The organism is Streptomyces sp. NPDC059718 (assembly GCF_042733315.1).
GTDB lineage: Bacteria > Actinomycetota > Actinomycetes > Streptomycetales > Streptomycetaceae > Actinacidiphila.
In genome coordinates, this window is record NZ_JBHWGA010000048.1 from 1 (window position 1) to 26,026 (window position 26,026).

At 68.8% G+C, this 26,026-nt stretch carries 21 protein-coding genes and 7 pseudogenes; 7 read left to right on the plus strand and 21 right to left on the minus strand.

All coding sequences use genetic code 11. From position 1 onward, the window contains the following. The 15 genes and pseudogenes from ACFV3E_RS37015 to ACFV3E_RS37085 form a co-directional block, all read right to left on the minus strand. Positions 1–275 (minus strand): alcohol dehydrogenase catalytic domain-containing protein (locus tag ACFV3E_RS37015; RefSeq protein WP_500539425.1); only part of this gene is annotated, 275 nt, incomplete at its 3' end. A gap of 426 nt (positions 276–701) precedes the next feature. Further along, on the minus strand, positions 702–1,325 hold the full coding sequence (locus ACFV3E_RS37020) for an RNA polymerase sigma factor (protein WP_500539427.1): 624 nt from the start codon (positions 1,323–1,325) through the stop codon (positions 702–704). A 399-nt stretch (positions 1,326–1,724) separates the two neighbouring features. After that, positions 1,725–2,126 carry a transposase gene (locus ACFV3E_RS37025; protein ID WP_500539518.1) on the minus strand — a complete coding sequence of 134 codons (402 nt, stop codon included), beginning with the start codon at positions 2,124–2,126 and terminating at the stop codon, positions 1,725–1,727. Beyond that, a complete protein-coding gene (locus ACFV3E_RS37030) occupies positions 2,018–2,395 on the minus strand; it encodes a transposase (protein ID WP_500539429.1) in 378 nt (125 codons plus the stop codon). Before ACFV3E_RS37030 ends, ACFV3E_RS37025 begins: the two co-directional genes overlap by 109 nt. Before the next feature lie 60 nt (positions 2,396–2,455). Next, complete coding sequence (locus tag ACFV3E_RS37035; protein WP_500539431.1) at positions 2,456–2,920, minus strand: DUF5709 domain-containing protein; 465 nt, start codon at positions 2,918–2,920, stop codon at positions 2,456–2,458. Between the two features lie 179 nt (positions 2,921–3,099). Then, a pseudogene (locus ACFV3E_RS37040) lies at positions 3,100–3,495 on the minus strand (GntR family transcriptional regulator); the annotation flags it as partial. Continuing rightward, the gene (locus ACFV3E_RS37045; protein WP_500539432.1) at positions 3,485–4,240 is read right to left on the minus strand and encodes a ferredoxin reductase; all 756 of its coding nucleotides are present in this window, start codon (positions 4,238–4,240) and stop codon (positions 3,485–3,487) included. The pseudogene ACFV3E_RS37040 and the gene ACFV3E_RS37045, both read right to left, overlap by 11 nt. Then, entirely contained in the window at positions 4,210–4,809 is a 600-nt protein-coding gene (locus ACFV3E_RS37050; RefSeq protein ID WP_500539433.1) for a molybdopterin-dependent oxidoreductase, read from the minus strand. The genes ACFV3E_RS37045 and ACFV3E_RS37050 overlap by 31 nt, the downstream gene beginning before the upstream one ends. A 254-nt stretch (positions 4,810–5,063) precedes the next feature. After that, entirely contained in the window at positions 5,064–5,837 is a 774-nt protein-coding gene (locus ACFV3E_RS37055; protein WP_500539434.1) for an SDR family NAD(P)-dependent oxidoreductase, read from the minus strand. 193 nt (positions 5,838–6,030) lie between these two features. Further along, a pseudogene (locus ACFV3E_RS37060) lies at positions 6,031–6,595 on the minus strand (transposase); the annotation flags it as partial. 268 nt (positions 6,596–6,863) lie between these two features. Further along, positions 6,864–8,621 (minus strand): AfsR/SARP family transcriptional regulator, encoded by a 1,758-nt coding sequence (locus tag ACFV3E_RS37065; RefSeq protein WP_500539435.1) that lies wholly within the window; start codon positions 8,619–8,621, stop codon positions 6,864–6,866. Positions 8,622–9,103: 482 nt separating this feature from the next. Then, positions 9,104–9,288 (minus strand): annotated as a pseudogene (locus tag ACFV3E_RS37070) (IS982 family transposase); the annotation flags it as partial. A 106-nt stretch (positions 9,289–9,394) separates the two neighbouring features. Continuing rightward, positions 9,395–9,868 carry a GNAT family N-acetyltransferase gene (locus ACFV3E_RS37075; RefSeq protein WP_500539436.1) on the minus strand — a complete coding sequence of 158 codons (474 nt, stop codon included), beginning with the start codon at positions 9,866–9,868 and terminating at the stop codon, positions 9,395–9,397. Between the two features lie 124 nt (positions 9,869–9,992). After that, positions 9,993–10,714: pseudogene (locus ACFV3E_RS37080) on the minus strand (SDR family oxidoreductase). Positions 10,715–10,761: 47 nt separating this feature from the next. Then, on the minus strand, positions 10,762–11,082 hold the full coding sequence (locus ACFV3E_RS37085) for a DUF427 domain-containing protein (RefSeq protein WP_500539437.1): 321 nt from the start codon (positions 11,080–11,082) through the stop codon (positions 10,762–10,764). Between the two features lie 716 nt (positions 11,083–11,798). On the opposite strand from ACFV3E_RS37085, the gene ACFV3E_RS37090 reads away from it, so the two are divergent. The 4 genes from ACFV3E_RS37090 to ACFV3E_RS37105 all read left to right on the plus strand — a co-directional run bounded on the left by ACFV3E_RS37090 (position 11,799) and on the right by ACFV3E_RS37105 (position 15,033). Continuing rightward, positions 11,799–12,056, plus strand: a complete 258-nt coding sequence (locus ACFV3E_RS37090) for a hypothetical protein (RefSeq protein WP_500539438.1) — start codon at positions 11,799–11,801, stop codon at positions 12,054–12,056. Positions 12,057–12,082: 26 nt separating this feature from the next. After that, the gene (locus ACFV3E_RS37095) at positions 12,083–12,418 is read left to right on the plus strand and encodes a hypothetical protein (RefSeq protein WP_500539439.1); all 336 of its coding nucleotides are present in this window, start codon (positions 12,083–12,085) and stop codon (positions 12,416–12,418) included. A gap of 522 nt (positions 12,419–12,940) precedes the next feature. After that, positions 12,941–13,111 (plus strand): hypothetical protein, encoded by a 171-nt coding sequence (locus ACFV3E_RS37100; RefSeq protein WP_500539440.1) that lies wholly within the window; start codon positions 12,941–12,943, stop codon positions 13,109–13,111. Positions 13,112–13,533: 422 nt separating this feature from the next. After that, positions 13,534–15,033 carry a calcium-binding protein gene (locus tag ACFV3E_RS37105; protein WP_500539441.1) on the plus strand — a complete coding sequence of 500 codons (1,500 nt, stop codon included), beginning with the start codon at positions 13,534–13,536 and terminating at the stop codon, positions 15,031–15,033. Positions 15,034–15,385: 352 nt separating this feature from the next. Here the strand turns inward: ACFV3E_RS37105 and ACFV3E_RS37110 are convergent. Next, positions 15,386–15,877 (minus strand): annotated as a pseudogene (locus ACFV3E_RS37110) (FAD-binding oxidoreductase); the annotation flags it as partial. A 456-nt stretch (positions 15,878–16,333) separates the two neighbouring features. Further along, on the minus strand, positions 16,334–16,795 hold the full coding sequence (locus ACFV3E_RS37115) for a hypothetical protein (protein ID WP_500539443.1): 462 nt from the start codon (positions 16,793–16,795) through the stop codon (positions 16,334–16,336). 336 nt (positions 16,796–17,131) lie between these two features. Here ACFV3E_RS37115 and ACFV3E_RS37120 point away from each other — a divergent pair, with 336 nt between their 5' ends. Then, positions 17,132–17,596: a hypothetical protein gene (locus ACFV3E_RS37120; protein ID WP_500539445.1), complete on the plus strand. Its 465-nt coding sequence runs from the start codon at positions 17,132–17,134 to the stop codon at positions 17,594–17,596. A gap of 112 nt (positions 17,597–17,708) precedes the next feature. Here ACFV3E_RS37120 and ACFV3E_RS37125 read toward each other — a convergent pair whose 3' ends face one another. Together ACFV3E_RS37125 and ACFV3E_RS37130 are read right to left on the minus strand one after the other, a co-directional pair. Further along, positions 17,709–17,912, minus strand: coding sequence for a hypothetical protein (locus ACFV3E_RS37125; protein WP_500362411.1), 204 nt, complete (start codon positions 17,910–17,912; stop codon positions 17,709–17,711). A gap of 1,052 nt (positions 17,913–18,964) precedes the next feature. Further along, entirely contained in the window at positions 18,965–20,557 is a 1,593-nt protein-coding gene (locus ACFV3E_RS37130) for a CLIPPER-2 domain-containing protein (protein WP_500539447.1), read from the minus strand. Between the two features lie 286 nt (positions 20,558–20,843). Here ACFV3E_RS37130 and ACFV3E_RS37135 point away from each other — a divergent pair. Both ACFV3E_RS37135 and ACFV3E_RS37140 read left to right on the plus strand, forming a co-directional pair. Then, positions 20,844–21,004, plus strand: a pseudogene (locus ACFV3E_RS37135) (pyridoxamine 5'-phosphate oxidase family protein); the annotation flags it as partial. A gap of 298 nt (positions 21,005–21,302) precedes the next feature. Continuing rightward, positions 21,303–21,512, plus strand: a pseudogene (locus tag ACFV3E_RS37140) (site-specific integrase); the annotation flags it as partial. A 131-nt stretch (positions 21,513–21,643) separates the two neighbouring features. Here ACFV3E_RS37140 and ACFV3E_RS37145 read toward each other — a convergent pair. Continuing rightward, positions 21,644–24,670, minus strand: coding sequence for an alpha-mannosidase (locus tag ACFV3E_RS37145; protein WP_500539449.1), 3,027 nt, complete (start codon positions 24,668–24,670; stop codon positions 21,644–21,646). Positions 24,671–24,730: 60 nt separating this feature from the next. Further along, complete coding sequence (locus ACFV3E_RS37150) at positions 24,731–25,984, minus strand: glycoside hydrolase 5 family protein (protein ID WP_500539451.1); 1,254 nt, start codon at positions 25,982–25,984, stop codon at positions 24,731–24,733. Between the last annotated feature and the right edge of the window lie 42 nt (positions 25,985–26,026).

Sequence of the window (26,026 nt, forward strand, 5' to 3'; positions counted from 1 at the left end):
GCGAGGCCGAACACCCGCTGCCCGACCGAGAGACCCGTCGTGCCGTAGCCGAGAGCGGTGACCACTCCGGCCAGCTCGTGACCGGGGATCGACGGTGTCTTGTCACGGCCGGCGCGATCGGCCCAGGTGGACGGCCACTCCATCTCTGTGGGGACGAAGCCCGATGCATGGATCCGAACGATGACGTCATTGATCGCCGGGAGCGGCTCAGGCCGCTCCGTCAGCGTCATTCCGGCCGTTCCCGCGGCCTGGTCGGTGACCACAATGGCTTTCATCGAAATGACTCTTCCTCGTAGGTGTGCGGGATATTGGTTACCGGGTGGGTTTTCAAATGAAGGTGAACAAGCTGGTACGCGTCGAAGCGCGAGACCCGGGCCGGGGCGGCCGAGGGTCGGAAGCACCGTTTCACCGATGACAGGCGTGGAGGACCGCAGCAGCAGCTGAAGGGTATCCTCCGGAATGGCCTTGCTGGGGTGGAAGTACCTGGCAGTGCTTTCTCAGCCTATCGAAATTCATGTCGATCTGCCTTCTTCTTGCGGCTGGACAAGACGACGGCGCTGCGCCCTTCGGGAAGGTGAGTTCACGGCGGCGCAGCCTGTCTGTTCCGCCCGGATGGACGACTGCCAGGTCCCCGGGTTGGACGCGACGCCCGTCCGAGCTCCGTGGCCCGCGCTGCCGGGCCGACATCGTTGCTGCCGCATTCAGCCCGCAGCGCTGAGATGTCCGCCGGCCATCAGCCGAGCCCGCAGTTTCCTACGGGCGTCGAACATCGTCTTGTAAAGCGCGTTGCGGTTCGTCTTCAGCTCACTGGCCAGCGTATCCAGGGGAACCCCGTTGATGACGGCGGTGAAGACCCGCCGCTGGCGAGCGGTCAGTACTGTCTCGACCGCGTCCCGCGTGGCTTCGACCAGCTCTCTCGCCTGCCAGTGGCCCGCGGGGTCGATACCGGAGCGGTCGGACACTTGCGCCAATTCGTCAAAGTCGAGCTGGGTGTTTGAAACACGCCAGAAGTGGCGGCCCAGCGCGTTGGAAACTTCGAGTACCACGAATCGGAATGCCCATGTGGTGAACCTGGCGTCGCCTCGAAATTGCTGAATTTTTTTCGTAATTCTCATCAGTGCGTCGGCTGCCGCCTGGTAGGCGAGATCGTTCAGCTCGGGCCCGCCAATTCGGTATCGGGGCCCCCGGTGGAACATTTCGTCCATGGCAATCCGCACCAGCAGTTCGTGAAGCCGCGTGCAGGCCTGTTCGTACTGCGGCCCGCGACCGCCATCGAGCGCGTCCACCCATGCGGCGGACTCCGGGTCGAGTTGCCCTCGGCTCATGGCGAGTCCCGCTGCCGGGGCGCTGCCGCTGCTTCCGGCTTGTGCGTCCGGAGCAGGGTGGCACGATTTTTCAATGCCTGCACAGTGCATGGTCCTCAGTCCCCAGGTCCTCTTGTGCGGACAAGCCAATCACGTGACCATCTACGGGCCGTCTACGCGAAATCGCTGTTTTTTCTCTCGCCACACCCGTATCCCAAGTATTCAGGACGGGGTTACGGCGTATTTCGACGAGCGACTCGCGCGCAGCGTGGGACACGTTTTCCCGTACTGTCGAGACTGGCTACAGCCGTGGAGGTCTTCGACCCTCCAGGCCGGTAGCGGGCGGTCACGCTGCGCGTAGCGGGCGTGAGCGGCGGTAGTCGCCAGCCGAGTTGCCAGGCTCCCTGCGGATGCAGGACATCACGGCGCCCATGTTGTCCCAATCGTCTCCGCGATCTCGCGGTGAAAGAGACCCTCGGAACTGGTGTGGGCGATGCCCTGCTCACGCAGCCAGGTGCGGATGGCCCGGGATCCATAGCCCTTGTCGCCGATGACGTGCGAGGGCAGGATCCGGGGCCGACCTGGTCCGATCCGGGGCACGCGGATGGCTTGCATCAGGGCGGTGAACTGGGTGCAGTCGTTGGTGTTGCCGCCGCTGATCGTGAAGCCGAGGGGGCGGTCCAGGCCATCGTAAGTAAGGTGGATTTTGCTGGTCAGGCCGCCTCTCGACCGTCCAAGTCCCGGGCTGCGGAGCCCAATTTTCGGGGCCCGGCGGCCTGCTGGTGCGCTTGCACGATGGTGGAGTCGACCGACGCCATCCAGTCGACGGCACCGGCAACATCCGTCGTCGCCTGGAGGGCTCTTAGCATCCGATCGAAGGTGCCGTCGGCCGCCCACCCACGGAACCGCGTATGCAAGGTGGCCCAGGACCGATATCGCTCGGACACGTCCCGCCAGGCGGACCGTCGGAACTTCCACACGATCCCTTTCAGGATCATCCGGTCGTCCCGCCGCTTCCGCCTCGACTCAGCATGCGGTAGCGGCTGCCGTACGAACTCCCGCTCGGCATCGGACAGTTTATGGCTTCGCATGCCCCAACCATGATCTACCAGGCACGATCGTTTGACGACACGCTCCAGCTGGCCCAGCAGTCACTCAGGAGCCCCTCGGGTGTCGGGCACCACGTGGATGGCCGCCTCCTCGGCGGAGGCGGCGCCGTTGTCAATGCCCACATCCCGCGCCCAGTAGTCGTCGCCGTCGTATCCTGCAGCGAGAACGTCCGTGTCCCGGCCGAGGAGACGTCCCGCGCGCTCGTCGCCGACCTGGTCGTCGATGAGCTCTCCGTCCGTGCCGATCGTGTCGCCCAGCCCGTCACCCTCGTCCGATGAGCTGACTTCCGGCACCTCGCGCCTAAGTCGATGCGCGAGATCCTCGTGGGAGGCGCCCTCCCGCGCGGTGACGCCCCAGTCGTAGACGGCGAGGGGCCTGTCGGCGGGTGAATAGCCCCGGTCCAGGACGTCCTCGTCCAGCTCGTCCTCGTCGTACTCCTCCTGCGAGCGCAGGGGGTTGGAGGCGGCAAGGTCTTCGTAGGGCGGGGGGTTGTCTGGTGAAGTCATTACGGCCTCCATGCCGTCGGAGCCCCGTGACGGCTCGGTGTCGGCGCCTCGGTGTCGGCGCGGCGGGAGAAGACTATTCAAGCGGCCCGGTATCGACGCGGCGTCTATCCGGCATGGTCACCCGGGCGGCAAGCCGGCGGCCCCTCCGATGCAAGCGCCTGCTCGACCTGCCGACGGGGCGCGTCCTCGGGGGCCGCGGCCAGGGCGCGGCTTGTGGCCTTCAGCCACGGTGCACGAGGAAAGGCGGCGAGGTCGGGGCTGCCTGGGATCAGGTCGTGGCAAGGGTCGCCGGATCGATCGGGCGGTCGAGCCCGCGAAGCTCGGCCGCGTGATCATCCTGTCTGCCACGAGTGCGCCCGAGCCTCCGCGGCCGGTTAAGCCATCCCCCGGCGACGAGGTCGGCATAGACGTCGGCCACGGTGTTGCAGGTGCGGCCGAGGTCGGTGGCGAGCTGGCGGGAGGAAGGCACCGTGTCGCTGGGGCGAGGTGGCCGGTGCGACAGCTTCGCGCACGGCTTCGCCCAGTGGGCGGCGCAGATCGCTGGCCTCTACTACGGACGCCGTCTCAGCCTCCACCGTCGCCGAAGCGCTCGGTACGCACTCGCTCAGGTGCATGACCCAGGAGCACCAAGTAGGCAGCCGCCTTCTCGACGAACCCCGTGGGCCCGCAGACATAACAGGTCGGCTCGAAGTCGGGGGGCCAGCCGCCGCGGACCAAGTCCTCGGGGGCGATGCGCCCCGGCGGGCGCGGTGAGTCTTCCGGGACCTCTCTGCTGTACAGGTACGTCGTATCCAGCCCAGGCGCCCCCTGGCGGAGCTCCGAACGGTACAGCAGGTCCGACGGGGTCCGCACTGCGTACAGCAACCGGAACGGGGCCCGGCTGCCGGTCGCCTCCCGTGCGCGGACCATGCACATGAGAGGCACGAGTCCCGATCCGCCCGCTACCAGCAGAATTGGCTCCGTCTGCCGCTGCCTCCAGATGAACCACCCGCCGACAGGCCCGCGCAGCTCCAGCCGGTCACCGGGCACGAGCTCGTCCACGAGGTAGGGCGACACTTCCCCGCCGGGCGTGCGCTGGACTGTCAGGTCGAGGATCCGGCCGTTGGGGGCCGAGGCGATCGAGTAACTGCGCTGGGTGCTGTAGCCGTCCTCTGCCGTCAGCCTGACGTCCACATGCTGGCCGGCCAGGTGCCCGAGCCAACCTGGCACATCCAGTGTCAGGGTGACGGCCGTCGCCGACTCCACGCGCCGACCCGTTACCTCGGCGGTCCGCCAACGGAGTCGGTCGCCTAGTCTCCCTGGTACCGCTGTTCTCGCCATGGGTCTCCGTAGTTGTGGTACCCGGCGCTTTCCCAGAAGCCGGGCACGTCGCTCTGCCGCAGCTGGATCTCGCGGACCCACTTCGCGGACTTCCACAGGTACAAGTGCGGGACCAGCAGCCGCGCGGGGCCACCGTGTTCGGGGGTCAAGTCCCTGCCTCCGTAGCCGTAGACGACCCATGCTTTGCCGTCGACCAGGTCGGCGAGGGGGATGTTCGTGGTGTAGCCGCCGTAAGAGGTGACGAGAACGTGCTCTGCCGCCGTCTCCATGTCCGCGAGCAGAACGTCCAGCGACACGCCCTGCCATTGGGTACCAAACTTCGACCACTTCGTCACACAGTGCAGATCGACGGTAGGAGACTCCGCCGGCAGTGCCATCAGGCCTGCCCAGTCCCACACGTGCTGCTTCCCGGCCTCCGTGGTCACGGACAGCTTCCAATCGTCTTGCCGGATCCGGGGAGTGGGCCCGGCAGACAGCACCGGAAAGCCAGTCGTCTCGTACTGCCCGGGCGGCAACTTCGTGCCCGCCGACGGCCTTCGCCCATGGAAGCCACGCGATATCAACGCCATACTCTTCACCGTCCCTGTTTCGTCCAGTGGGCCCCTACGGGTCCCATCGGAGGTAAGCGCCCGGCGGAGGGGACTTCCTACCTGTACCGGCGCGGAGAAAGATGGCCATTCAAGCGGCGGTCTCGTCGGTCACGCTTCTCAGATCGCCTGCCATACGGCTCCTTCGTGCGCGGGCAGCCTTCATCGACGCCTTTTGGCCGCCCCGCCCGGGTAGGTATCAGGTGGCCGCCCCGGGCGGGGCGTGAGAGATACATCTAGTAGCGGCCTGCCATGACTCCGCCGTCGACGTTGAGGATGGCGCCTGTGATCCAGCTAGAGGCCGACGAAAGGAGGAAGACGATCGCGGAGGCCACGTCCTGCGGGGTGCCGACCCGGCCAAGCGGGTGCAAGCCGCTCAGCTGGTCCATCGCATCCTCCAACTGGTCCGCGGGAAAGACCTTCTCGAACAGGGGCGTCCTAGTGACAGCAGGAGCCACGGCGTTCACACGGATGCCCTCGCTGGCGAGCTCGATGGCCAGGTTGTGCGTAAGGGCGTGCAGGCCGGCCTTGGCCATCGAATAGGCCGATGACGGTGTCACGGCGAGGGCCTGGTGCGCCCACATGCTCCCCACGTTCACGATGGCGCCGCCCTGACCGCCGGCGACCATGGCCCGAACGACGGTCTGAGTCAAGAAGAACGTCGCCCTGTTGAGGTCGTGGTAAGAGTCGTAATGCGCGACCTCGTAGTCGAGGAAGAGCTTGGGCAGGAAAAACCCTGCCGAGTTGACGAGGAGGGTGGCGTCGGGGTGGTCCTCTGCCAACTGCTTCTGCGCCTCGACGACCTGGTCCCAGTCCGCCAGGTCGGCCTCGATCGACCATGCGCTGCCGGAGCGCGACAGGCTTGCGACGGCGTCATTGAGCTTCCGACCCGGGCGGCCGACGATCACCGCGCTGCCGCCCGCCGCCATCACGTCCTCGGCGGCCTTGAGGCCCATGCCGCTGGCGCCACCGATCACGACGATCTTCTTACCTTCGAAGTCCGTGGCCATACGAATCACTCTCCACTGAGCGGCGAACACTACTTGCCTGTGTGCTTGCCTGTGTGCACTCGAGCCTGCCAGGACAGGATCTACAGCAGCTCTACAAGGCATCTACGGCGCCAATCGCAGCCGGCCCCGCGGTCCGGCAAACGGGAGCTGCGTAGCCCCGTCCTGCCGGCCGCCTCTGGTCTTCTGCGTTCTACCGCGCGGAAGCAGTGACGCCGGTGCCGATCACCACGGCCTGCGAGACCACCCGGTGGTTGACCCGGGCCTTGTAGTAGGTGGCTTCGGGAACACATACGGAAAGGTGGTGTGGCCCAGCGGCCGCTCGCGGAACATCCGGACTTCCTCGTCCAGGCCCGCGCAGATCCGTGAGACCTCCGACTTGGAGATGCCGCTGTCCGCGCCGAGCGCCTTGACCAGGTCGTCCACGCTGCGGGTGGACACCCCGTGCAGGTGGGCCTCCATCACCACGGCGAACAGGGCCTGATCGATGCGGCGACGGCGCTCGAGCAGGGAGGGGAAGAACGAGCCGGCCCGCAGTTTCGGGATCTGCAGTTCGATGTCGCCGACTGCGGTGGTCAGCAGCCTGTCGCGGTGGCCGTTGAGCTGCGTCTGATGCGGGGCCGCCCCGATCACCGCGGTGGCCCCCGCCTCAATCAAAACCTTCAGCACGGCCTGCAAGGCACACGGCGGATCACGTCATCGCTGTCCGATGCGCGCAGTGACTCCAGTAACTCCAACAGGGCAGACCGGTCGAGAGCCATCGTGTGGTCCTTCGCGTCGAGAACCTTGGTCGGATCTCGCTGACCGTCACACGATGGCTCGCCCCCACGCCAGGGGCCTCACCAAGACCATCCCGGAGTTACACCACGCCAAGGGACTCGATCCACGCCACCCGCCGGGCGGCGTATGACGGCGCCGACCGACAGGGCATGCCCCCACTTCGGGAACTGCTCGGTCCCGGCTACTGACCGTGGCGTCGTCTCCGCAGGGTGCCTGTGACAACAACCTGGATGCCGGCCCCGGCTCGCCCTACAAACGGGCCAGCTTGCCCTGTTCGAATAACCCTCGCCCTGCCTGCTCCGCTGCGTACGCGGCAACAAGCCGGTTCCAGCAGTACCGGCCCGGGCCGATCTCCGAGACGAGGTGCGCTCGAATGAGGCGCGACAGAACCTGGCGGACCCTGCCCTCGGGCCGTCCGCCCAGGTCTGCGACCTGCGATGCCGTGAACATGGGGTTTGGGTGGGCGCTCAGATCGCGGAAGAGTGCGGCTGTCTCCGTGTCGAGCAGGCGGTACGAGCGGGTGATGGACGCGCGCACGTCGAGCGCCTGGTCCTCGTCGGTCGCAAAGGCGTCCAGGGTGTTGTGCTCCGGTGCCTCGTACTCGTCGGCCAGGCTCGCCAGACGCAGCTGCGGCCGATATGCCGCGCGGGCGGCGACGTTGGCCAGGGCCAAGGGGAGCTGCCCTGCCAGCCGGATGATGCGGTCGACGGCCTCTGGCTCAGCCGCTGTCCTCGCTGCGCCGAGTCGGAGCGCGAGGAGGGTGTGTGCGTCCTTCAGGCTCAGGGGCATGAGTGTCAGGGGAAGTGCCTGGTAGGCAGCGACGAGCGCGTGCAATTGCATGCGGCTGGTGACCAGGGCCATGGAGCCGGCGCTTCCGGGGAGGAGATGCTTCAGCTGGTCGGTGTTCCAGGCGTTGTCGAGCACGACGAGGACTCGCCGGTTGGCCAGCAGGCCACGGAACACGAGCCCTCGTGCCTGCGCGGTATCGGGCATGTCCTCGAGGCGGACCCCGAGGGACTGCAGGAAGCCCCCCAGTACGTGCGCGGGGTCCCGCGGCTCCGCCTCTGGTCCGGCTCCCTGTAGGTCCGCGAAGAGCTGGCCATCCGGGAACCGGTCAGCCAGACGGTGGGCGACGGTGATGGCGAAAGCCGTCTTGCCCACGCCGGCCAGTCCGCCGACCGCGCAGATGGCCACAGAGGACGACTCCTCCGCATTGGCGAACAAACATTCGACCTGCTCCTGCTCACTCTCGCGACCGACGAGGCTCGGCAAGGCAGCCGGGAGCTGAGCCGGGACGTGAGGACGCGGCGTCCGTGTCGCGCCCTTCGGGCGCTCGGCGCTTGGTACCAGCTGAATTCGGCCGGAGAGGATGCGCTCGTGGACGTGCTGGAGTTCTGGCGACGGGCTGACGCCGAGGCGCTGACGCAGCAGATGGCTGGTCGAGTGGTAGATCGTCAAGGCCTCGGACTGCCGCCCGGCACCGTAGAGCGCAGTCATCAGGAGGCCGCATACGCGCTCTCGAAGCGGGTGCTCCACATGCAGGGCAGACAGTTCTGTGACGGCCTCGGTGTAGCGCCCTCTCTCCACGTCGCAGGCGAGCTGCTCCTCCGAACAGGCGAGACGCAGCTCGCCGAGGACGCTGCGCTGCTGGTCCGCGAACGGCCCGGGGACCCCCGCGAGGGGCACTCCTTTCCACATCTCGAGGCCCTCCGTCAGCAGGCTCGCCGCGGACGCCAGGTCGCCGGTGCCGCGGGCCTCCCTCGCCCTTGCCATCGTTGCCTTGAACCTATTCAGGTCCAGAGCGTCCGGTTGGATGCGCAGCAGGTAGCCCCCGTCGACCCGACTCACGGAGCTGTCGGCGTGCTCCCCCAGTGCCTGCCTGAGCCGGTAGACGTACGTGCGCACGGAGCCCACGGCCGACGGTGGGGCGTCATCGCCCCACACGTCCTCCACCAGTCTCGAAAGGCTTACAGGCCTGCCCGCCCGGAACAACAGCGAAGCCAGCACGGCGCACTGCCTCGGCTGGCCGGCTCCGGCCTCGACCCCCTCTTTGTGCAGCCGGACTGGGCCGAGCACTGAGAACTCGACGCCTGCATGCATGGTGACTACCGCCCTGGAGATCCTTGTGAGGCTTCGCTGCTTGGCCGTCCGCAGGGAACCGCCTTCCTCAAACCTACCGCAGATCGGCCATTTTTTCGGACCAAATGGTCCTCTAAGATCAGGCGGGCATGGGCTTCTATACAGGTGGGCCCGCATGAGGAGACTGGGGCCCGGGAACCAATGGACGAAAGCGTTCTCCATCGGTGACGCACCCCGCCGGGCCCCCTTCGCCCGCCGGGAGAAGTCTGGTCCCGCACGGAGTCCGCGACGAAACCCCGTGCGGCGCGTACCGGGACTTGGCGCCGCCCCGCCCAGATGATCGATTCCAAGGGCTACTGGTCGTAGGCGGTCAGCGGGCGCAGGATCGGCTGGCCGGTGTGGTGGTTGTGTCAAACGGCGTCGGTCAGGGCGAGGAGTCGCTGCAGGATACGCACGGCCACGCCGCCGGGTGTGCGACAGCCGTGTCGTTCCAGTTCAGCTGGTCCTTGAGTGTGCCGCTGACCGACTCGATCACCTGCCGTAGCGGCCTCAACAGGTGCACTCCGACCCCTTCGGGTTCGCCCTTGCGGGCCGGGCCGCGGTAAGCGCACCCGGCCCGTCGACGCCACCTCCCGTGCTGCGGCCAATGTGCCGCGCGCTTCGGATGCAGTCACAGGCAACCACGTCCGAACAACGGAGAGCTAGGCCAGATCGCGCTCAATCGCGGTGAGCTCGTCGTCGTCGCTGCCTTCCGCGGGTTCGCGCTTGGGGTAGGCGCCGGCGCCGGGATGGACCTTATCGATGAGGTCGGCATACTCGGGGTTGCGGTCGATGAACTCACCCACCACCGGGCAGATGATGGTGATCTTCTTCCCGCTCCCGCGAATTTCGTCCAGCACCCGAGAGATGAGCTCCGTGGCCACCCGATTCTTGCGGTAGGCGGGGGCGACCCAGGTCGTCAACAGCACGACGCGGCCGCCCACGAACCGGTACGAGAGCTCGGCAATCCCGTCATCACCGAGAGCGGCGATCCAGCGACCGTGCTCCGCGTCGTTGAGGACATCGAGCACCCAGCTGGACTCCACCTCGCTAGGACTTGCCTCGTCCAAAGCAGCGATGAGCGCAGCGTTGTTCTCTTCACGGGCGGACGCCTCGGCCCCAAAATTGAACGTCATTGTCACACTTTCTGTCGAAGAACCCGGTAGGTGGGTTCGGACACACACGTGCGGCCCTTGGTCACTCATAGGTTCGGGTCGCCTGCGAGGAAATCGGCATACTCCCGGTTGTTCTCCACAGCAGTCACCGCGCGAGCCAGTCCCGGTAGGCGGTCTTGCCGATGACGGCGCCGGCCTTGGCAATCAGAACGTCACTCGAGGCGGCGGCGTATATGCCGGCGTTGTTGTCGGTGACGACGGCTCGCCGGTCGCCACGGGCGGCCAGGGTGATCCGGCCCAGTTCGTCGAACGGGAAGACCTCAGGGCCGGCGATGTCGCGGGGGCCGCACCGGGGCTCCCACGCAGACCTCCGCCACGGCCTGCGCTACGTCGGCCGAGGCCATGGGCTGGATGCGCGTGGCGGGCAGGCGGACGGTCTTGTCGTCGGAGCTCCACGACATCACAGCGTCCGTGAACTCGGAGAAGTGCGCGGCGCGGACGATCGAGTACGGCACGGGACCGGCCTTGAGGACGTCCTCCTGCAGCACCTTGACACGGTAGTACACCAGGTCCGGCACCAGGTCGGCGCCGACAATCGAGAGCACTACCGCGTGGCCGACGCTCGCCGACTCGGCAGCCGGCCGGAGGTTGTCCATCGTCGTCTGGAAGAACGCCGTCGATGGTCGGCGAGTCCGTCAGGTTCACGACGACATCGGCTCCCGCCCACCGCTCCGACAGGCCTTTCCCACCCAACAAGTCCGGTCCGGTGGGCGGCGAGTGTGCCACCGTGTCGCACCCGCCCGCCTTCAGGATCTGCACCACCTGCGATCCGATGAGTCCGGTCCCGCCGATGACAGCGATCTTCATGCATTCGGCCTTCAATCTGTTCTGCCGGTAGTGATCGGAGTGCTGTGTCAGTTCTCGATCCTGACCTGGCGTACATCGAAGGCGACATAACCGCTGAAGTCGCGACCGACACGGGCCGCCGCCGACTCCTTGATGTCCGGGTAAGACCAGGCCCCGTCCTTGAGCACCATCTCACCGACCACGACGTCGTGGTACTGCGCCCGCCCCTTCCACGGGCAGGTATACGGGGTTGCGCTCTCGCGAAGCGCGCCGACCGCAAGTGAGGCCGGCGGGAAGTAGACATTTCCCTCGATGCTGATTACCGCCTCGCTCGCGGCCTCGGCCACGACGGTGTCCCCAACCACTGCCTTCATCAGTTTTCCCCTCATCGATCCCTCTGCTCGGGCCACATCAGCCCTCGTGTCCGCCCGCGTCAGCCCAAACGCACCATCCCTTGCGCGATGGCCCTCCAAGTCGCGATCACCGGTTGAGATAGCGGGCAGTCGGATGTCACGTTGGTGCAGTCACCGCCAGCTCGCGCATTCGTCCGGAGGTTCGCGTCGGGCGGACACCGCTTCTTACTCATGTCCTGACGCTACAAGCGATCAGGGCGACGTGAGCTCATCGACGTCGGCCGGCCGCGCCGAATCACCTGGCCAGCGGCTGGGCCGCTGTACGCCGCCACCAGGAGCACGGGGCAGCGTCCTCTCCAGGGCGAGCATGATCGTCATCGCTTCGGCCTCCACGCTGCCCCGCGCTCGCTCCACATCGGTGACCAGCTCTTTCGCGTTGCCCTCCCCCCTCTTTGTGGAGGATCTGGGCCTTGGCGATGAGGTCGGCACAGACAGCCGTCCACGTCAGGACAAACGCGCCGCGGCCGGATCCGGAGATGTAACAGCGGTGGGCCTCACGGACAAACGCAGGTCCGGTCCGGATTGAACACGTGGTTCACGCGCTCTTCAAGATCGATCATGTTGCCCTCCCGCCTCGTCCGTCCCATTGCCCCGGAGCATGATCCCGTCTCGCCCGTTCGAGGCGCACGAGCCCCCGGACCCGAATCCCGGTCTGCTATGCGCTGGTACCACCGCATAGCTATAGTGTGGGTATGGGAAAGCAGACGAATATCCGACTGGACGAAGCCGTCAAAGCGGCCGCTGAGGACCGGGCCAAACGCCGCGGCTTGAGCCTGCAGGGGTATGTGGCCGACCTGATCGAGGCCGATGTGAACCAGTCACGCGCTGCCTTCATGGCCGGCGCCGCGGCGTTCCTGGCTGCGTACACGGAAAAGTTCGAAGCGGAGGTCGGTGAGGACCGGTACCCCGGCCTCCCTGACAAGTCGACAAAGTCACGGGATGCCGCGTGAACCTTCGCATCGATCTTGCTTGGATCTTGGCAGTCGCACAGCAGATCCCGGGAGACCCCCAGGTCGTCGATTACGGCGTTCCGGTCGCGGCGGAAGCACGTCATCGGGCGGAGATCCTTGACCACGAGGTCTACCCCGAGCCCCATCACAAGGCAGCGGCGCTGCTGTGCGAGCTGGCAAGAAACCCCAGCCTGGAGGTGAGGAACCTGCTGTTCGCGGCCACCGTGACCGCGGCCTACCTGTCGGCATGCGGCCTGCCGGTCAGCCCTGGCCTGGACACCGTTCTCCCGCTGGCCCGCGCCGCCCGGGACGGGCTCCCGGTACGGGAAGTCGCCACTCAGATCAAGACCTGGACAAGCTGACTCACTCGTCGGGTGAGACCCCTCCGGAAGCCTGAGCCGAACTGGCGGTGACGTCGGATCGCCATAGCCCGACGAGATTCAGGGCAGGGTGCAGTCGAGGGTGAAGGCTGCCACGGATGCGCCCTTGAGCGCCCGCTGTGTGCGGGCTTGTTCCTGCTGGTGGCGGTCCGCTGATTCGAACGTGTGATGGGTCGCGGGGCACGACCGGCGTTTACCCGCCGAGGGAGAGCAGGGCCTGAGGTTCTTCGAGCGCCCGGACGCGTGACCCGTCGACGGTCCAGTCGCCGGCGTGCCACCTCGAAAGACAGGCCGGACACGGCTCCGCGCGCCAAAGCACCAGCGGATGGTCGTCCCGGTTGGCCAGGGCCTGGTGCGGTAGGTCCGGCCGCAGCGGTGAGAAGGCTGGGCGCCGACGGCGGATCGCCGTCACCCTCGTCCGCCGCCTGCTCCGACCACCCGCTACCGGACCCGCCCGGATTGCCCGCAAGCCGCGTCCGCCACCACCGCCGAACCCGCCACCGAATGCGTGCGCTGACCACCGCCCACCCGGCCCAGCACCTCCACAGGACCGGGCGCCAGCCCTACCCCGCCTTCACCCATCTGACGGGCCGGCACCCCACTGTGGCGCGCGCCTCGTTCCTCTTCCCCGACCCGGCACCCGCGGCCGAGCTCGTGGACCGTGCGGCTTCATGACGACCGCGGTCTTCGGCTCAGGGGCGGCTGGAGGCAGGCGGCCACCGCAGCCGCAGCGCAGGGAACGACCGCTGCGCTTGGGCCGCGCCGGGCCCACGAGACATCCGTGATCACCGGCCCGGAGCATCAGCCCGCGCGCCGCACCGCCTCGGGTTCCACGCTGGTGTCATGCGCGCTACGTGGACCAGCCATGTGAGCCGCCACCAGCACGCGGACACCCGGATACGGAATCGGAGATATCGGTGAGTAGACAACGGGCGCGGCAGCTTCCTGTGACCACGTGGCCAAAGCAGCGGCGGATGGCGCTCGATGGTGGCAGGCGGTGGTGGGGTGCGGGTACCGCTACGGCCCTGTGCATGGCGATGTCCGGACTCGTACCGGTCCCGGCGACTGCGGCTACGGCTACGCCGAAGGCACCTCGTGTGGTCACGCTGACACGGACGTTCACCTTCACCGGTGCCCCGGAGAGTTTCACCCTTCCGGCGAACGCGACGGCGACGATCACCGCGGACGGCGCCGGCGGCGGCAGCTCGCGCACCCCCCTCTGCGGCCTGGGCGGCAACACGGTCGGAGGGACAGGGGCACGGGTCGTCACCACCCTTCCGGCATCCGCGACTGCGACAACCCTCACCGTCAACGTGGGCGGAACCGGACACAAAGGCTGCGGCGGTGACGGTGCCGGGGGGTACAACGGCGGCGGCAACGGCGGCAGCGCCAACACCTCCTCAGCGGGTGGCGGCGGGGCTTCGAGCGTCGCGGCAGGCGGCAGCCTGCTGGTCGTGGCGGGCGGCGGGGGCGGAGCCCAAGGCCGCGCCGGCATCAACCCCACCTCCGGTGACGGAGGCAACGGCGGAACCCCGGACGCCACCCCCGGCGCCCACGGCACCAACAACGGCCCCAACACCAGCGAGGGACAGGGCGGCGGCGGAGGCAGCACCAGCACCGGCACCGCAGGTCCCGGCGGAGCGCCCGGGACCATCGCGCCGTGCCTGGCCACCGCCGGCAACGCCGGAGGCAGCTTCTCCGGCTCGACCGTGGGCAACGGAGGCACCGGAGGCAACACCGCGGGCTGCGCCGGTGACTTCAGCGGTGGCGGCGGAGGCGGAGGCGGCTACTACGGCGGGGGCGGGGGAGGCTCTGCCGCCGCCACCGTCAACTACGCCACCGGCGGCAGCGGCGGAGGCGGCAGCAGCTACGCCTCCCCGACAGGCACCGGCACCGCCTTCAGCCTCTCGCCCGTAGGCACCTTCGACGCGAACGGCCAAGTGACGATCAGTTACCAGGTTGCGGACCTGGCGTTCACCACGACCAGCCCGCTGCCCGACGCGACCCGGCACACCTCCTACTCCACCACCCTTCAGACCACCGGCGGCACCGGCAACCCCACCTTCGCCGTCTCCGGCGGCGCCCTGCCCCCCGGCCTCACCCTCAACCCCACCACCGGCGCCATCACCGGCACCCCGACCGCGACCGGCACCTTCACCTTCACCGTGACAGCCACCGACCCCGACGCCGGCGTCCCCGCGGCCGTACGGCAGTTCACCCTCACCGTGCTGGCCGCCACCTGCGCCACCGCCACCCCGACCATCACCGGCAACGACCGCGCCAACGTGCTCATCGGCACCCCCGGTGACGACGTCATCCTCGGCCTCGGCGGCAACGACTACATCGACGGCCGCGGCGGCAACGACATCCTGTGCGGCGGCAACGGCAGCGACAGCGTCACCGGCGGCGACGGCGACGACCGCCTCGAAGGCCAGGACGGCGCCGACGTTCTCACCGGCGGCAACGGCAACGACACCCTCTTCGGCGGCAACGGATCCGACGTCCTGGACGGAGGACCAGGCACCAACACCAACGACGGCGGCACCGGCCTCAACATCTGCGTACGTCCCGCCACCGGACCCGGCTGCACCCCCTGAGGTAGCTGACTGCCGTACAGCGGCGAAAGGACAAGCACCCCAACCGCAGCGCCGATCGCGGCGAACCGCGGCAACCCGACATCCCCCGCCGGCGCCGGCGTGATGCACAGTGACAGCGGCGGCGCCGGCCGTCTCGGTACGGGAACTGAGCGCCTGGGCCGCTCTCGGGGCGGATTCACCGCCATGATCCGACACCCAGGCCGCCCGCCTGCGCACAGGCTCACAGGGGCGGACAGCCAGTGACGTTCGACGAAGAGCGGCACAACCAACGCGACACCCTCGAACGAGGAAGGCGGCCGGTCAGCCGCGGGGGCCGCGCGCGTCGCGGTAGCCGAGTTCGAGGTAGCGGGTGCGACTGCTCCAGGACCCGCACGGCGGCCCTCGCCGCACCCGGGTGGAACTGCGTGCTGAAAGTGTCGGGCCACAGCAGCACGGTGCGGGCCCCGCCAGGCTCCGGCCGCGCTATACCGCGCGCGGCCCACCATTCGGTGATCGACTCCCGGGGGAAGGGCGGCGCGTCACGCTCCGCCGCCCACTCCGGCGAGTACCCTGCCCACCTGGGCCAGGCCCGGGGCGGTCAGTGCGGCGTTGACCAGCCGCGGCGCCAGCCGCGGCTGGCCGGGCCCACAGGGGCAGCCAGCCCATCGAGTAGTGGGCGGCTGGCCGGAACCTGGTAGTGGTGCGCCAGGAACTCCGCCTTGTAGGTGGCCACGTCGACCCCGACCGGACAGTCCGACTTGCAGCCCTTGCAGGCCTTGCACAGGTGGAGCGCGTCCCCGACCTCCGTGGAGCGCCAGCCGTCGGCCATCGCCGAGTCGGCGCGCCCGTGCAGCATCCCCCGCAAGGCTTGAGTCCTCCAGCCGGCTCGGCCGGCACCGCTGGACGATCGAGCGCACGATGTCCCGGCTGGGACACCGGCACATCGAACCGTCGCGGAGAGCCTGTGCCGACGAGGGCCTCGCGGCCTCGACTTCAACCCGATTTGCAGGAGCGCGCCCGAACACCCCAACCGCTTCGCGGCATGAGCCAAGACGGGGCCAGGCCGCCGGAAATTGTCGTCCGTTGCGGTGACCGCCATCTGCCGTTCATACCTGTCTCACCGCTCCGGTCGACCGTGCTTCCTAGCGTCCGTGAGTGGCGCACCGCCGACCTGCCGCAGCCCGCTGTCAGGTTCGGAGCGCGCTGTCCGGTCGGTGTGCGACTGCACCCGACGACGCGAAAGGCCCCTGGAATGTCGGAAGAACCCAAGCAAACCAGAATCTCTCGTCGCAACGCGCTCGGCCTGTTCGGCGCGACAGCGTTAGGCGCGCTCGTCTGCGTTACGCCGCTGGGTGGTCTTCGTCGGAGGCTTGCGGATGATGTCTTTGTCACCCGGCCCACGAGGTATGTAGGAGAAGCCGTCTGCCGTGTCCGGGTCATAGTGGACGACCGCGCCTTGCGTCTCGAGCATGGCGCGCCATGACTCCAGACGTTTGGCCTTGTCCTCGTCGAGTGGCAGGCCGGCTCGCCGACGGGCTTCTACGCGCAGCATGATCACCGGGTACAGCTGACGATGCTCCCTCTTCACGGCCCACGGAATCAGCTCGTCATCGCGCGCGATCCTGCGATCGAGTCCTCTCCTGTGCCGAAAGTTCCCCCACATCGAGGACACCGTGTCGATGCCGTACTTCCGCCGATACTCGTCAATCATTTCCTGATAGGTCCAGCCATCCTCGAACCATCGGATGACCTCTCCCTCGTCAACGATCTTCCTCTTCGGCACGGATCCCCTCCCTGAGCTGCAGTTGTGCACGATACATCGACCCCTGCAACCGCTACTTGGCCGGTCGAGGCGGCTCCGCCTGCCGCCACACCGGATGCTCGCGCCGACGGCCGGAGACCCAGCCGTCACCTGTCTCCGCCACCCGGTCGAGGAACGGAACCGGGCGGGCCGGACCCGCGGGGCCGGGCACACTGTGCGAAGAGCCGGTCGTGCAGTTCTTGGTCGCGTGCCACATGCGTCTACTGCGAGTACGGCAGCCAAGTCCGGCCACGAACGGCTCGGTCACCAAGGTCTGGCAGGCCCCGCAGAGTGCTGTCAACGGCTAGGGTCTGTGACGTGAGTGACCACTACGACCTGTTCCTAGCGGTTCACCTGCCGCCAGACCTGCCCGAACCGGTGCTTTCGGAACTGAGGTGGCTCCTGGGGCAGGCGGACATGCCGACCGAGTTGAAGCGGACCTCCTGGGAGGGCTCATCGCACGAGCCCTGGCCGGCGTTCGACGGTGGGTCGGCGAGCCTCTTCTTCGACGGGGCCGATGTGTCCCTGCTGGTCCGTGACGTGGACAGACCGAACCAACCGTGGGCCTTGACCGTCCGAACGTGCGTCCACGAGGACGACTTCGAGGTGACGATGAACATCGTCGGATGGCTTCTTCGACACGCGACAACGCAAGGATGGGTCGGATTCGTCCGTGACAACGGCCTGGGCCAGGTACACCATGTCGTGCGCCACGAGGACGGGTTCCATCTTGTAGAGGTTCGTCCGGCCAGCCAGCCGAGTGTTTCGTGGTCATCGCGGTAGCCCGCCTCAGGCGGCGCATGCCACTGGCGGTGTTCTCGACCCCGGCACACAGTGACGGCGACCGTTCCATGGGGCGCTCGCGGCGCCGGGGGGCGATCGCGCCCGGGGATTCCTAGTCGCCGTCGCCGCCCGTCCGGCTCATGCTCCGGCGCCGGCTCCTGTCCGATTGACGGACCAACCCGCCCGCAGCAAGCGTCACGGTCGCAACGACACGAACCCAGCGCGGCCCGCCGCGCTCCGCCCACACCACGCATACGCAGCCGCCGACGACGAGCGCCAGTACGCCGAGCAACACCACAACGAACATGTTCTCCATCTCCGCAAACAGAGGGTCCCCCCGAGCCATCATCTGGCCGGACGCACCTCACGAGCTGCCGGTTCCCGATCGCGCTCCGTCCGCGGCCCACCGCCACCAGGATCAGTGGTGGCGCACCACAGCATGAGGGGCAAGGTTACGTACTCGTGCGCATTCTGAGGCTGAGAACAGCACCGAGGAGCAGGCAGTGCCAAGGGGGGCTTGCGGGATACTCTCCCCCGCGCGTACGCGGGAGAACTTCGCCGGCCCCCAATTCCCCCGCACCTGCGGGGGCACCCCGGGGCAGCAGCAGGCGCAGGCGGCGGCTGCCGCGCAACAGGCTTCGGGCGCCGAGTGGGACGTTTCCCCCTGCCAGAGGGCTGGATCGCCCTCGTGCGGGCCATCAAGGAGACATCGGAGACGGAGCTGCGGGCTGCGGCGGTGGCGGTGACCGCAGCCGCCGGTGTGCCCAGGAGCTGGTGTACCGGCTGGGGCTGGCTGCGCTGCTCGACGAGCCTGCGCCACGGACCGGGCTGGGCTTGCCCATCGGCCCCGACACGCTGCCCGTCATGCTCGCCGACCCGATGTGGGCCGACTGCGGCCGCCACATCCCGCTGGAACTGAGCAGCGCCGCCGCGCCCGCGGTGCTCGGCTTCCAGGTCGCGCTCGCGGTGTGCCTGCCCGGGCGCACCGCTGGTAGGGCTGACTGCTGTGACGGCGTCTCAACCCAACGCGCCTCGGCTCGCCCAAGGCGGCAATGGGGTGTCGGCAAGCAGTGCGACGATGGTGTGTTTCTAGCGGGGAAGGGGTGGGGCCGTGGCCATCGAGTGGGACCGGATCGGGCAGCCGGTGTTCGACCGGGTGGTGGAGGCGCTGGTGCACCCGCCTGTACGACCAGACCGCGCGGGGTGCGCACGGTCAACGGGCGTGGCGGGGACGGCGGGATCGACATCGAGGTCGTCAGCGGCGGGCGGCTGCGGATCTTACACTGCGCGGTTCCACGACCCCGGAGGCGGACGGAGGGCGGCCCGGGCCCGTGGGGCACAGGCCGCCCTCAGTGGCATCCTCCATGCTCAAAGAAGCATGCGGTGGCTCCGGGAGGTGCCGTGGGCGGCGCCGAAGACCTCATCCCACCAGCGGTGGTCCCAGGGGCGCCCCTCGGGACGGCCGCCTTCGCAGCCGCCGTGGTCACGGTCCTTGCACGGGGTGCAGGCCACGACGGTGAGCCGGTTGCTGGTGGCGGTGACGGTGGGGCCACCGGGACCGCCCGCGATGGCGGTAGCGGTCGCGACGTCAGTGATCCTTCCCGCGGCGACGTCGGCCGCGGTCGTGGTGTAGGTGGCGGTGCAGACGAAGGTCGCACCCGGTGCCAGAGTGGTGGCCGGGCAGGTCACCGCCGGAGTGCCAGGGCCGTCGTCGGTGACGCTGAGGCCGGTCAGCGGCGCGTTGCCGGTGTTCGTGACCGTGAAGGTGTAGTGCAACTCCTGCCCCGCGGCGGAGAACGCGGTCTCCTCCACGCCCTTGACGACCTTCAGGCCGGCGAACGGGACGGTGACCCTGTTGCTGGTCGCCCTGACGGTGACGTTGCCGGGAGTCGTGGCGGTAGCGGTGGCGACGTCGGTGACCCTACCCGCGGCGACGTCCGCCGCGGTCGTGGCGTACGTGGCGGTGCAGACGAAGGACGCACCCGGTGCCAGAGCGGTGGCCGGGCAGGTCACGGCCGGAGTGCCAGGGCCGTCGTCGGTAACTCCGACACCGTTCAGCTGCACCCGACCGGTGTTGGTCACCGTGTACGTGTAGTTGATGGTCTGCCCGGCGGCGGTGAACAGGGAAGGCGTGGCATTCTTGGTGATGGACAGGGCCGCCAGGGGGACGGTCACCTCGTTGCTCGTCGCGGGTACGACCGGTCGTCCGTTGGCATCGTCGGCGTTGACGGTGCCCTCGTCGGTGACCTGTCCGGCCGCGACGTCCGCTGCGGTGGTGAGGTAGGTGGCCTCGCACGTGGTCACCCCGTCGGGAGCGAGTTCGGTGACGGGGCAGGAGACCTGGACGCCCGGGAGGGAATCGGTCACCACCATGGCGGTGATGGATTCCGGCCCGTTGTTGCGCACGGTGTACGTGAAGTGGAGCGTTTGACCCGCGGCCTGGAAACTCGACTCCTGAGCCGCCTTGGTGATCACCAGTTCTGCCTGGAGCAGCATCGTCGCGGAGCTGTCCCGGATACTGGAGGCGGCCAGGTCAAGGCGCCGGTCGCCATTGAAGTCGGCCACCGCGAGCGTCTCTGGGCCCGAGGTGACGGGAAGTTCGGTCTTGGCCGCGAACCTTCCGTACCCGTTGCCCAGCACTGCTGTCGCCGTGCCGGCGTCGTCCCCGTCGAAGTCACCCGGCGCCACCGCCATCGCCGGTGGGCCGGCGGCGATAGGACGGGCGACGTGCGAGGCGGAACCGGCGGAGCCCACGGCGACCTGCGCCGGGCCTGCGGCGACCAGGGCCAGCGGCAGCGCGGCCGCGGCAACCGCCAGGACAAGCCCGGGGCGTCGTGCCCTTTCGGGGCGGATCCGGCTGTATCTCGTTACGAACTGGGGCGGTATCATGATCGTCTCCATGGCGGTGGTGATGGGCGCATGACAGGTCCGGTTGCGGTCGCTGGCGACCTCGTGCCTCATGGGTTCACCCCGGGCAGGCAGCCCCACAGGCCGGATCCGCGGGCGCGTCGCTCCGTCATGGAGGGCGCGATCGGTCCTGCTTGCGGTTCAAGGGCGTACCGCTCGAAGCGAAATGCGGAGATCAGCAGATAACCGCAGATGAAACCGGGTTTCCGTTGATCCCGAACTCAGTACAAGCGCAGCCGCGACCCAGGGCAAACTGATGGCCGCCAGTCGTGGACCGCCCGTATGCGCCAGATCCGAAAAGGTGCGGCGGAAGGCCGGTCGGCGCCGGAGAATCACAGGCATGGGAAAGACCTGCGAACGCGTCGACGCGGCGTCTGCGCGCCTTCATCGAGGAGCAGAAGGTCTTCTTCACCGCCACCGTGCCCCTCGTTGGTGACGGACACGTCAATGTGTCACCCGAGGGCCTCGACGGGTCCTTCGCCGTCCTGGACGACCGCACCTTCACCCATGCCGACCTCAGCGGCTGCGGGGGCGTGCGGGTGCGGGAATCAGCTCGTATTGCCCGTCGATGGGCATCACCAGGCCGGGATTATCCCCGCGCGTGCGGGGAGCAGACTGCATGATCTGCGGCAGCGCCACTTGAGCAGCTGTTGTCTTTGCGACCTTCAGGAGTGCGCCAGGCGGCAGCTCGGCCGCCGCAAGCCCTTCCTGCGGGTAGCCGCGTGAAACAGCCCGCGGCTGAGGTGGAGAAACCTGTAACACCTTGCCCTCTGGGGTCCACGTCTTGTCTCGGTTGATGGTTGAGAGCCGTCTCTTGCAGGCATCGAAGCGGCGCAACAGCGCCCGGTGGGTGATCGCGCTCGCCCTCGGGCTACGACAGGGAGAGGCCCTGGGTCTGCACCGGAAGGACATCGGCCTGGAGACCGGATACCTCCGCATCCGCAAGAACCGCCTTCGCCCGAATTGCCCGCACGGCTGCAGCGGCGACTTCGGCAGGAAAGCCGGGTACGGGGCGAGCGCGAGGGATGCAGCGACCGCCCGTCCACCGCCGCTTGTGTATTCCGGGTCCGTGCCCGGCTCAGTCACTGTCGGCGGTGCCCGGAGGCCGAACGGCTTCCGGGCACCACGGTCGTACCGTTATCAGTTGCTACGGGCCAGCCTGAGGGTCACCATCTGGAAGGGGCGGAGCAGGAGTTCTACGGCGCCGTCGACCAACTCCGGACCGGCCGCCCCGGCCAACGGCCGCTCCAGCAGGTCGGTCGCGGTGACGTCGGCCGCCGTGAAGTCCGGCCGCAGCCGTGCGGTCGCCCTCCCGCCCCGGGACTCGTACACCCGGACGATCACATCGCCGCTCTCGTCGTCCGCGAGCTTGACCGCGCTCACGACCACCGCGTCGTCGTCCACGGTGACCAGAGGCTCGACCGCTGCGGTGCCCGGCACGCGGCGCTCGGGCAGGTTGATGCCGTAGCCCTCGGCGACCGCGTCGCCGATCGAGGCCCCGGGCGCCAGGGCGTGCCGGAAGCGGTGCACCCCCTGGTCGGTCTCCGGGTCGGGGAAGCGCGGAGCGCGCAGCAGCGAGACCCGCACGGTGGTGGTGGTCCCGCCGTCCTCGCTACGCACGGTGCGCGTCACGTCGTGCCCGTAGGTGGAGTCGTTGACCAGGGCGATCCCCCAGCCCGGCTCCTCGACGTGGACGAAGCGGTGGTTGCACGCCTCGAATTTGGCCGCGTCCCAGCTGGTGTTGGTGTGTGTGGACCGGAAGACGTGTCCGAACTGGGTCTCGGAGGCGTACCGCTCGGCGTGCACGTCCAGAGGGAAGGCGGCCTTGAGGAACTTCTCCGTCTCGTGCCAGTCCACCTCCGTGTCGATGTCGAGGCGCTTGGCGCCCGGAGCCAAGGACAGCAGCTGGGTGACCGAGGAGGAGCCGAAGCGGCGCACCACTCGTACCGACGCGGTGCCGTCGCCGGCCGGGGCCAGCTCCTCCAGGTCGGTCAGGTCGGTGACGGTGTTCCGGTAGAACTCGTCGACGTCCCAGGCATCCCACTGGTTGGGGAAGTCGGGGTGCAACTGCAGCAGGTTGGCCGGCGTTCCGGGGGCCACGGCCTCTCGGCGTGCGCTGAGGTCGAACGCGGAGACGACCAGGCCGCGCCCGTCGATCTCCACCCGCAGCAGGCCGTTGTCGAGGACGAATCCGCCGCCGTCCCGGGGCAGCGGTGCCGTGGCCACAGCCGCGGCCACGGGGGCGGCGCCGCCGGCGGACACGCCGGCACGGGTGTGCGGCGCGGCGTTGAAGACCAGTTCGCCGCCCGTGGCCGGGCCCGCCAGGGCACGCTGCGCGGCGTCGATGATGCCGAGCAGTTCCTCGGCGACGGCGGCATACGTGGCGCGGGCCTCGCGGTGCACCCAGGCGATCGACGAGCCGGGCAGGATGTCGTGGAACTGGTGCAGCAGCACCGTCTTCCAGAGCCGGTCCAACTGCTCGTACGGGTAGCTGAAGCCGGTCCGCACGGTGGCGGTGGCCGCCCACAGTTCGGCCTCGCGCAGCAGGTGTTCGCTGCGCCGGTTGCCCTGCTTGGTCTGGGCCTGGCTGGTCAGCGTGGCACGGTGCAGTTCGAGGTAGAGCTCGCCCACCCACACCGGCGGGTCGGGGTACTCGGCCTCGGCCTTGGTGAAGAACTCGCGGGGGGTCTCCCAGTGGACCGTCGCCGAACCGTCGAGGTCGCGCATCCGGGCGGCCTTGGCGATCATCTCGCGGGTGGTGCCGCCGCCCCCGTCTCCCCAGCCCGTCGGTGCGAGGGAGTGCCGGGCCCTGCCCTTCTCCTTGAAGTTCCGCGCGGCGTGCGCGATCTCGCTGCCCTTCATCGAGCAGTTGTAGGTGTCGACGGGCGGGAAGTGCGTGAAGATCCGCGTGCCGTCGATGCCTTCCCAGGTGAAGGTGTGGTGCGGGAACTTGTTGATGGTGCTCCAGGAGATCTTCTGGGTGAGCAGCCACTTCGACCCGGCGGCCTTGATGATCTGAGGCAGGCCGGCGGCGAAGCCGAAGGTGTCGGGCAGCCACGCCTCTTCATTCTCGATGCCGAATTCCTCGAGGAAGAATCGCTTGCCGTGAACGAACTGGCGGGCCATCGCCTCGGAGCCGGGCATGTTGGTGTCGGACTCCACCCACATGCCGCCCGCCGGGATGAATCGTCCCTCCGCGACGGCCTTCTTGACCTTCGCGTACACCTCGGGGCGGTGCTCCTTGATCCACGCGTACTGCTGGGCCTGGGACATGGTGTAGACGAAGTCGCCCTCGTCCTCGAGCAGGGCGGTCATGTTCGACGTCGTGCGGGCGACCTTCCGCACGGTCTCGCGCAGCGGCCACAGCCAGGCGGAGTCGATGTGCGCGTGCCCGACCGCGCTGATGCGGTGCGCGGTGGGCCGCGCGGGTACGGCGAGGACGCCGGCCAGCCGCTCGCGAGCTGCGGCCGCGGTGCTGTTGACGTCCTGCAGGTCGATCGCGTCCAGGGCGCGGCTGACCGCGCGCAGGATGTCGTGGCGGCGGTCGGAGTCCTCCGGGAGCTCGACCATGAGCTCGCCGAGCACCTCCAGGTCCTGCACCAGCTCCCAGACCGTCTCGTCGAGAACGGCCAGGTCCATGCGGGTCAGGGTGTACTGGGGGTCGTCCCCGGCGGTGTCCTTGTCGCCGAGCTGCGTCGGCAGGAAGGGGTGGTAGTCGAGCAGGACCGGGTTGGAGGCAGCCTCGATGTGGAGCAGCACCTCCTCACCGCCGGTGGCCGGGGAGGCGATCCGCACCCACTGGTTGCGGGGGTTGAGGCCCTTCACCGGGCTGCCGTCGGGCCGGTAGACCAGGCCCTCGCACTGGAAACCCGGCATGTTCTCGTCGAAGCCGAGGTCCAGGACCGCCTCGACGGTCCGCCCGGCCCACGCCTCGGGCACGGTTCCGGACACACGGAACCAGCTGGTGCCCCAGGGAGCGCCCCAGCGATCGCCGACGTCGACCGGCTCCACGGGGGCGGTCAGGCCCTCGGCAACGGGTACCGGCTCTCCGGGGGCGGTCCACACGGACACCTCGAGCGGTGTCGACTCCGGGTAGAGGGCGGGCCGGATGCGTTCGTCGAGTACGCGCTTGAGGCGGGCTTCGACCAGCTTGCGGTCGTCGTGCATGGGATGGCTCCTGTGCGGGTGGGGCGGAAGGGATTGACGTGAGGTGGGACGCGAAGCGGCTCAGCGCACCTGATCGGGCCGGACGACCTCGGTGATGCCGCGTGCGGCGAGGTGGGCGGCGTCGTCGGCGCGGGATGCGAGCACCGCGGCGGGGCGGACACCGTCGGCGGTAAGCCGGACGAACGCCTCGTAGAACGCGCCTCCGGGCGCGCACACGGAGCGGTCGGGGGCCGCATCGTCGTCGCCGACGTCGACGGCGAGCGCGGTGGTCCGGGGCGCCGGCCGGCGCGGTTCGGCACGGCGCTCCCCCACGATCCTCCGGATGGCCTCGCCGGCCGGCTTGACCTTGCCCTCGTTGCTCAGCAGGCCGAGGGAGTACTCGAGTTCGGGGAAGTCGGCGAGGTCGCGGGAGACATCGTGCGAGCACCACCAGGTGATGCCCCACACGTCCTCGCAGTCCAGGGCGTTCGCGACGGTGGCCTCGGTGAAGTCCGCGGCATGCTCGGCGGGTATCAGGGGTGCGGGCGCGCCGACCTCCTGGAGCCAGACCGGGCGGTGCGGGTCGCCGGCCCATGCCTTGGACAGCTCGATGAGGTAGGCGGCGTGGTGTTCGGTGGCCGTTCCGGTGCGGCCGTGCCGCTGGGCCGTACCGTTGAAGACCCACGAGTGCACGGCGGTCATCGCCCCCAGGTTCGCCGCGTGCGCGGGGGTGAAGGGGTGCCCGTCCAGGTACCAGGCGGCGTCGTAGGCGGCGTGCAGGTGCTGCCTGCCGGGGGCGGCGTCCTCGCATGCGGCGAGCACGGTCCGCAGCCAGGCGGCGGCCTGGGCCGGCGTGATCGGGTCGGGGTCGGGGTGGGGCGGCCCGGAGAACTGGTTGATCTCGTTGCCGATGGTCATGCCGATGAAGTTGGGCAGGTTGTCGAGGGCGGCGGCCAGCGTGCCCAGGTAGGCGGCCTGGCCGGCGATGACGTCGGGGTCGGTGAAGATGTTGCGCCGGTGCCAGGTCTGGGTCCACGCGGGCAGGAAGTCGAAGCTGGACAGATGCCCCTGCAGTCCGTCCACGTTGACGTCGAGCCCGCGTTCGCCGGCGGCCTCGGCGAGCGCGACGAGCTGCTCGACGGCCCGGGGCCGGATCAGGGAGCGGTTGGGCTGGAAGACCGGCCACAGCGGGAAGACCCGGACGTGGTCCAGGCCGAGGTCCGCGATCGCGTCGAGGTCCCTGCGCACCGCATCGAGGTCGAAGTCGAGCCAGTGGTGGAACCAGCCCTGGCTGGGCGTGTAGTTGGCGCCGAAGCGCGGTCCTTGGGCGGGCATCGGTACGGGTGTCCTGACTCTCGTGGGGACCTGTTCCGCCGG